This is a genomic window from Sorangium sp. So ce367, from assembly GCF_051520455.1.
GTDB lineage: Bacteria > Myxococcota_A > Polyangia > Polyangiales > Polyangiaceae > Sorangium > Sorangium cellulosum_B.
In genome coordinates, this window is record NZ_CP150334.1 from 3,345,350 (window position 1) to 3,351,913 (window position 6,564).

Below are 6,564 nucleotides of genomic sequence, written 5' to 3' on the forward strand. Positions count from 1 at the left end.
GCTCGAAGGTGCGCTCGGACGGGACATCGAGCGCGACGGAGCTCACCGGCGCCGGAGGAGCGCAGCCGCGCTGGGCGGCGCTGGAGGGATCGTCTGCCGCCGCGTGCGATCGTCGCGGTTCAGCCTCGACGTCCTCGAGCTGATCCGGCGACGGGTGCTAGCCGGCCAGCGACTCCGTCCGTGCAGCCGCGACCCACTCCGCGAGGCCAGGGTGCCGCCACATCGCCTCGGCGTACGCTGCCGCGGCGCCCGCGAGCGGGACGGCGTAGGTGCGGAAGCGCGTGACCACCGGCGCGAACATGGCATCGGCGATCGTGAAATGCCCGAAGAGGTACTCCCCCTTCTGACCATGCGCCCGCCGGCACTCGGTCCAGATCGACGTCACACGATCGATGTCCGCGTCCACGGCGGCGTCGCGCGCGATCGGGGCGATCTCCCGGCGGAGATCCATGGACATCGCGTTGCGCAGCGCCGTGAACCCGGAGTGCATCTCGCTCGACACCGACCGGGCGAGCGCGCGCGCCGCACGATCGCCCGGCCAGAGCCGCGCCTCGGGGAAGAGCTCGGCGACATACTCGCAGATCGCGAGGGAGTCCCAGAGGACAAGGTCACCGTGCCGCAGCGCTGGCACGCGCCCCGAGGGGGAACGCCGGAGGAGCGCCTCGCGCGACCCCGGCTGGTAAAGGGCGATGACCTCCTCCGTGAACGAAGCGCCGGTGTGCCTCAGCGCGAGCCAGGCGCGGAGCGACCAGGTCGAATACGTCTTCGTACCAAGATACAGCACCAGCGGTTCCATGACACCTCCCGTCGGCTCGCCGTCGGACGACGAACGCGCCGGCTTCTAACTCAGGCGCTGGCGTATGTCTCGTCCGATCTCGCGGTGACCTGGGCGTCGCCCACGAGCTGGCCGAAGTCCATCTTGAGGACGCGATCCGCCAGCCCGAAGTACCTGTCGTCGTGGCTGATGACGAGGATCGTCTTGCCGCTGGCCCTGAGCTCCGGGAGGATCTGGCGATAGAAGAAGTCCTTGAACACCGGATCCTGGTCCGCCGCCCACTCGTCGAACAGGTAGACCGGCCGGTCTTCCAGGTAGGCCGTGAGCAGCGCGAGGCGCTTTCTCTGCCCCTGCGACAGCGACGTCGTGGAGAGGACGCCGCCCTCGACAGACACCTTGTGATCGAGCTGCAGGCGAGAGAGGTAACCCCGCGCGCGCTGGGTGAGCTCGGGAGAGTCGAGCCCGATCAGGCTCTCGAACAGGTGGAAATCGAAGAACACCACCGAGAAGAGCTCCCGGTACGCCTGCCGGTTCCGGTCGGTGATCACCTCGCCGTCGAGCCGGATCTGGCCCGACTCGGGCGCGTAAAGGCCCGCGATCAGCTTCGCGAGGGTCGTCTTGCCGCTGCCGTTGCCTCCGACGAGGAAGATCAGCTCGCCGCGCCGCACGCTGAGGTGGATGGGGCCCAGCGTGAAGGTGTCGTCCTTTCCCTCGGACCTGTAGGCGTGCGTGACCCCGGCGAGCTCCAGCCGCTTCCACCTCTCGGGGAGCGGGGCCTCTGCCTCTGCCCCGCTCGCCTCGACGTTGAGGCTCGCGCCGAGGTCCTCGACCTTCTGCACGGCGATGCCCGCCCGGCTCAGGGCCGGGAGCGCGCCGATAAGGACCTGCATGGGCGTCATCAGGTAGAGGAGGACCAGGGCGTAGCCGACCGACGCCTCGGAGCTCGCCTCCTGGAAGAGCGGCACGACGAAGAGCGTCACGCCGATGATGGTGAACACCATCGCCTGTCCCCACCCGTTCGCGGCGGTGAGCGCGACCATGCCGCGCAGGTTGCTCGCCTGGACGACGCCGGCCTCCCCCTCGAGCGACGTCGCGAGGAACGCCTCGCGGCGCCGCGCGTGGAGCTTCAGCTCCTTCACGCCGCGCGTGAGCGCGCGGAAGGTCTTCATCAGCTCCTCGGTCGCCTCGCGCGCGCGGCGGAAGTGCCGTGTCGCCCGGCTCATCGGGAGCTGATACCCGACGATGCCAAGGACGATGAGCGTCAGCACCGACGCCAGCATGACAGGAGACATCCACCCCATGTAGAGCAGGCCTCCGACCACGATGACGAGGTTGATGCAGACGATCGGGATCTGCATCAGCGCCGTGGTGATCACGGGGACGTCGTCCGTGAGCGCGGTCAGCGCCCGTGACGGGCCGATCTCCTCGATCTGGCGGAGCGGCGCGCCGAGGATCTTCCGGCAGATCTTCACCCGGAGATCGAAGAGCGCCCCCTGGCTGAGGCGCGTGAGCAGGATCTCCGAGTGGTAGCGGGCGAACGGGAGCAGCAGGCACACCGCGGCGAAGCTCCACATCACCGCGCCGCGCTTGCGCTGCAGCGCCTCGTTGATCAGCACGAGGAGCGCCGTGTTGCAGGCGCCGCAGAGCGTCCCCGCGAGGATCGCGAGGACGAGGATCCGCCGGGAGTAGCCGGCGACGAACGCGAGGAGCTTCATGGGCGATCGGTGGTGGTGGGGCGCTCCCCTCGCGCCGACGGGCCGCGGGCGGCCGCGACGAGGATCTGGCCGAGCGATATCCCGCCGTCGTTCGGCGGGACCAGCCGGTGGCAATACGGGGTGAGCCCCTCGCTCTCGAGGCGTCGGAGCGCGTTGATCAGGACGAACTCGTTCATGAAGACTCCGCCGCTCATGACCACGCGGCGCACATCGAACTTCTCCGCCAGGCGCAGGCACACCGCGGCGATCACGTCCACGATCGTCGAGTGGAACCGGCGGCTGAGGTGCGCGGGCGTGGCGTCCGGCTGGTCGAGGGCGCGCAGGAGATCCCGGACGAGAGGCCGGTAGTCGACCACGAGGCGGCCGTCCCGCTCGTCTATCCCGTACTGGAGCGGCGGCGCTGTCCGGAAGTCCCTGTCGAGCAGCGCCTCCATCTCGATGGCGGCCTGCGCCTCGTACTCGACCTCGTGGCAGATGCGGAGGAGCGAGGACACGCCGTCGAACAGCCGGCCCATGCTCGTCGTGGCCGTCGCGTTCAGCCTCCGCTGCGCCATCTTCACGAAGACGTCGCGGCGCTCCTCCGCGACGTCCATGAGCGCCGGGACGCGGATCCCGCCGAGCTCTTCCCCGAACGTCTCCACGAGCAGCGAGATCGCGACGCGGATGGGCTCCTTGACCGCCTTGTCGCCGCCGAGGAGGTACATCGGCCGGAGGTGGCCGGCGCGCACGAATTCACGGTAGTCGCCGACAAGGAACTCGCCGCCCCAGATGCTGTCGTCGAGGCCGTAGCCGGAGCCGTCGAAGATGACGCCGATCACCCGCTCGTTCAGCCCGTTCTCGGCCATGCACGCGGCCATGTGGGCGTGGTGGTGCTGCACCGTCGCGACCTCCGCGCCGGCCTGGCGCTTCGCCGCCCGCGTGGAGCGGAACGCCGGGTGCATATCGCAAGCGACCGTGTCCGTCTGCACGGACAGGAGCCGCTGGACGTGCGACGAACAGTCGATGTGCGCGCCGAACGTCGCGTCGTTCTTGAGATCGCCGATGTGCTGGCTGATGAAGACCTGGTTGTCCTTGCCGACGGCGACGGTCGTCTTCAGCTCGCCGCCGAGGGCGACGACCGCACCGACGTCCTGCGGGAGGTGGATCGGGTACGGGGCGTAGCCCCGCGAGCGCCGGATGAACGAGACGAGCGGCGCGTCGAGCCCCTCCGCCTCCGTGAGCCGGACGACGGAGTCGTCGACGCGGGTGCGGATATCGCGGTCGTGAAGGACGAAGTAATCCGCGATGTCGCGGAGCTGCGAGAGCGCCGTGTCGTTGTCGAACGCGATGGGGTGTCCGGAGAGGTTCCCGCTCGTCATGACGAGGACGTCGAGCGCCGGGTCCTCGAGCAGGAGGTAGTGCAGCGGCGTCGAGGGCAGCATGACGCCGAAGCTCGGGTTCCTCGGGGCGATCGCCTCGGACAGGGCGCCTGGCCGCCTGCGCAGGAGCACGATGGGGCGCTGCCGGCTCTCGAGCAGCGCCCGCTCCGGGTCGCTGAGCGAGACATGGCGGCGCGCCGCCTCGGCGTCGGCCACCATGATCGCGAACGGCTTGGCGTCGCGGCGCTTGCGGCGGCGCAGCTCCCGCACCGCCGCCTCGTTGCGCGCGTCTGCCACGAGGTGGAAGCCGCCGAGGCTCTTCACCGCGAAGAGCGCGCCCTCGCGCAGCCGCTCGATGGCGAAGCGCACCGGATCGTCGGCCTCGATCGGCGCGCCGAGCCGATCGGTGAGCGTGAGCCGGGGGCCGCACGCGGGGCACGCGTTCGGCTGCGCGTGGTAGCGCCGATCCTCGATGTCCTCGTACTCGCCCGCGCAGGCGGGGCACATCGGGAAGCTCTTCATCGTGGTCTGCGGCCGGTCGTACGGCATGTCGCAGATGATCGAGTAGCGCGGCCCGCAATGGGTGCAGTTGATGAACGGGTAGCGGTGACGGCGGTTCGAAGGGTCCCTGAGCTCCCGCAGGCAGTCGGCGCAGACGTCCGAGTCGGGCGGGATGAGCGTGTCGGTGCTGCGCAGATCCACGCTGCCGCGGATCTGGAAGTCGTCGTACCGGGGGGCGGGCTCGGCGAGCGCCTCCTCGCGGACGCCCGTGATCCGGGCGAGCGGCGGCGGCGACTCGACGAGCGCGCGCAGGAACGCCTGGATCGCCTCGTCGCCGGCCTGCAGCTCGAGCAGCACGCCGCGGGAGTCGTTGAGGACCCAGCCGCGCGCCCCGACGGCGCGGGCGAGCCGGTGCACGAAGGGCCTGAAGCCGACGCCCTGGACGATGCCCGAGACCCGGAATCGGCGGGTCACGGTCGCCGGCCGCGCGTCAGCAGAGTCGGGGGAGTTCGGCTCCATAAAGCTCCTCGAGCAGGGTTTGAGTCCCATCGGGCTCGGTCATGGACACGACGGGCTCCGCCGCGGCCTTGACCTCCCCGATGACCGCCGCGTTGCGGCCGTAGGGGTGCGCGCGGAGGATCCCGAGCACGTCACCCGCCTTGTCCGCCTCCACGAACAGGCAGAGGCACCCCTCGTTGGCGAGGTGGATGAGGTTGATGCCGAGCATGTCGGCCGCCATGACGGCCTCCGGCAGCACGGGCAGCGCCGCGCGCGCGAAGGAGAGCTCGGCGCCCGACGCGCGGGCGAACTCGTGGAGGACGGCGCACAGGCCGCCGCGCGTCACGTCGCGGATCGCCGCCACGGCGCCCTGGGGCACGCCCTTGAGGACCGCGTCGATGAGCCCGTTGAGCGGCGCGCAGTCGCTCTGCACCCGCTTCTCGAAGCCGAGCCCCTCGCGGACCGAGAGCAGGTGGATGGAGTGGTTGCCGAGATACCCGCTCACGATGATCTTGTTGCCGGGCCGCACGGCGCGGCTCACGAGCGGCGGGCGCTCGAAGACGCCCACGCCGGCCGTGTTCATGAAGAGCCGGTCGGCCTCGCCCTTGCCGACGACCTTGGTGTCGCCGGCGACGATCTTCACGCCGGCCTCCCGCGCCGCGTCGCGCGCCGACTCGAGGGCGCGGAGGAGCAAGGGGATCGGGAAGCCCGCCTCGATGATGAGACCCAGGGTCAGGTAGAGGGGCCTCGCGCCGCTGACCGCGAGATCGTTGACGGTGCCGCAGACGGCGACCTTGCCGATATCGCCGTTGCCGAAGAACAGCGGCGTGACCACGAACGAGTCCGTGGTGACGGCGATCCGGCCGGTGGGCACCTCCAGGATGGCGCTGTCCTCCATCGCGCCGATGTACGTGTCGCCGAGCGTCGCGGCGATCCGCTCGACGAGCTCCCGGCTCAGGCGGGCGCCCGTCCCGTGGTCGAGGACGACCTCTTCGTTCTCTTTCGCGTGTTCTTTCGTCATGTGAGGCTCCAGCGTTGGCACCGCAGAGCTGCGGTGAGGGTCGTGAAAGAGACGAGGCCGCCCGGCTGCGCGGCCTCGTCGTGCCTTGTCAGCCGAGCAGCTCTTCCCGGCTCGGCAGGTCGTCGCTCTGGCGCAGGCGCTTGATGATCTCCGCGCCGGGGGCGATCGCCGCGCAGTACGACGCCATCCACTCGAGGGAGCGCTTCTTGTCCTCCTCCTTGAGGGAGAACACGCCATCCTCGGGGACCCAGACCTTGTACCCGCGGAAGAAGCCGTCCGCCGCCGTGGTCTGCACGCAGATCTGGGTCTGGATGCCCGTGACGAGGATCGTCTTGACGCCGAGCTCCTTCAGCTTGTCGTCGAGGGGCGTCTCGTAGAACCCGCTGTCGCGGTGTTTGACCATCACGATGTCGGACGGATGGACGAAGTCCTTGATCAGCTCGGCGTTGGGCGTGCCCTTGATCGCCGGGATCTCCTTCCCGCGGAAGCGGCGCTGGATCTGCGGATCGGCCGGATCATTGATGAGCTGGAGGTGGACGACGACGTGCCCCAGGGCGCGGATGGCGCCGAGGAACATGTTGAACTGCGGCGCCACCCTGGAGAGGAGCTCGCGACCTCCCGGCATCTTGTCGATGAACTCGTACTGAAGGTCGTTGGTGAGCACTGCGATGTTGGGCATGATGTTCCTCTTGGATT

At 69.7% G+C, this 6,564-nt stretch carries 5 protein-coding genes; all 5 read right to left on the reverse strand.

From position 1 onward, the window contains the following. Positions 1 to 157: 157 nt before the first annotated feature. Positions 158 to 796 (reverse strand): glutathione S-transferase family protein, encoded by a 639-nt coding sequence (locus tag WME97_RS13020; protein ID WP_437552221.1) that lies wholly within the window; start codon positions 794 to 796, stop codon positions 158 to 160. Positions 797 to 846: 50 nt separating this feature from the next. Beyond that, positions 847 to 2,490 (reverse strand): cyclic peptide export ABC transporter, encoded by a 1,644-nt coding sequence (locus WME97_RS13025; protein WP_437552222.1) that lies wholly within the window; start codon positions 2,488 to 2,490, stop codon positions 847 to 849. Then, positions 2,487 to 4,868, reverse strand: coding sequence for a carbamoyltransferase HypF (gene hypF, locus WME97_RS13030; RefSeq protein ID WP_437552223.1), 2,382 nt, complete (start codon positions 4,866 to 4,868; stop codon positions 2,487 to 2,489). Before hypF ends, WME97_RS13025 begins: the two co-directional genes overlap by 4 nt. Then, positions 4,840 to 5,868 (reverse strand): hydrogenase expression/formation protein HypE, encoded by a 1,029-nt coding sequence (gene hypE / locus WME97_RS13035; protein WP_437552224.1) that lies wholly within the window; start codon positions 5,866 to 5,868, stop codon positions 4,840 to 4,842. Before hypE ends, hypF begins: the two co-directional genes overlap by 29 nt. An 88-nt stretch (positions 5,869 to 5,956) precedes the next feature. After that, positions 5,957 to 6,547 carry a cysteine hydrolase family protein gene (locus WME97_RS13040; protein WP_437329113.1) on the reverse strand — a complete coding sequence of 197 codons (591 nt, stop codon included), beginning with the start codon at positions 6,545 to 6,547 and terminating at the stop codon, positions 5,957 to 5,959. Positions 6,548 to 6,564 lie beyond the last annotated feature (17 nt).

Bases quoted from the DNA above. Each gene is read 5' to 3' on its own strand.
- WME97_RS13020 (WP_437552221.1), bottom strand. From the start codon at position 796: ATGGAACCGCTGGTGCTGTATCTTGGTACGAAGACGTATTCGACCTGG.
- WME97_RS13025 (WP_437552222.1), bottom strand. From the start codon at position 2,490: ATGAAGCTCCTCGCGTTCGTCGCCGGCTACTCCCGGCGGATCCTCGTC.
- hypF (WP_437552223.1), bottom strand. From the start codon at position 4,868: ATGGAGCCGAACTCCCCCGACTCTGCTGACGCGCGGCCGGCGACCGTG.
- hypE (WP_437552224.1), bottom strand. From the start codon at position 5,868: ATGACGAAAGAACACGCGAAAGAGAACGAAGAGGTCGTCCTCGACCAC.
- WME97_RS13040 (WP_437329113.1), bottom strand. From the start codon at position 6,547: ATGCCCAACATCGCAGTGCTCACCAACGACCTTCAGTACGAGTTCATC.